General features: G+C 76.5%; 1 protein-coding gene. It reads left to right on the top strand.

Going from position 1 to position 924, the window contains the following annotated elements:
* Window positions 1–121: 121 nt before the first annotated feature.
* Window positions 122–924 (top strand): AAA family ATPase (locus GTQ99_RS23620; protein WP_166618070.1); only part of this gene is annotated, 803 nt, incomplete at its 3' end.

Here is a 924-nt window from a genome sequence, read left to right as displayed (position 1 = left end):
GGGCCGACGAGCAGGGCGGGGGGGACGGACCGGCTGCCGCGGACGCCGATCCGCGTCAGGTGTGGGTCGAGGCCGAGGCGGCGACCCGGGTGGACGCCACGACGGGAGAGGAGACCCCCTGGTGATCACGCTGGAGTCGCTGGAGGCGGTGAACATCCGCTCGCTGGGCTCGGCGTTCATGCAGCCGCTGCCCTCGGGGGTCACGGCTCTCAACGGTCCCCGCGGCGTGGGCAAGTCCAGCCTGCTGATCACCCTGCTGTGGGTCCTGTACGGCGTGACCCCGGACGGGGTGAGCGTGCAGGCCCTGCGCCGGCAGGGCACCAGCGGCCCGGTCCGCGGCGTGGTCACGCTGGTGCACGACGGGCAGCGCCTGGTCGTGGAGCGGGGGCTGAAGGGCCGCAACGACACCCCGTACGTGCAGATCAGCGTCGACGGCGTGCTGCAGTCGGTGAACAAGGTGCGGGTGGCCAACGCCTGGATCGCCCAGCGCTTCGGCGGCCTGGACGCGCAGGGGTTCACCGCGGCCTTCGTCACCCGCCAGAAGGAGCTCGACACCCTCGTCAAGGCCACCCCCGGCGAGCGGCGCCGCCTCATCGAGCGCCTGGCCGGGATCGACCGGATGAGCGCGGCCGTCAAGGCCGCCCGCGAGGAGGAGGCGGACGTCCGGCGCACGCTGGAGGTCCTGCCCGGTTCGCCGGAGGCGCTGAAGGCCGCGGGAGCCGCCCTGGAGGCCGCCCAGCAGGCCGCGGGCACCGCGTGGGAGCGCTACGAGGCGGCGCGCGGGGCCGCCGCCGCCGACGAGCAGGCCCTGGAGCGCTCCGCCGCCGAGGCCGCGCGCCTGGGCGAGCGCGTCGAGGCGCACCGGCGCGCCCTCGCCGCCGCCCAGCAGGCGGTGGCCGCGCAGGCGCTGGCCGAGGAGCGCGC

It is taken from the genome of Kineococcus vitellinus (assembly GCF_009906315.1).
In the GTDB taxonomy this organism is placed as follows: domain Bacteria; phylum Actinomycetota; class Actinomycetes; order Actinomycetales; family Kineococcaceae; genus Kineococcus; species Kineococcus vitellinus.
The sequence above is the reverse complement of the archived record's forward strand: the minus strand, read 5'-3'. Positions and strand labels throughout refer to the sequence as shown.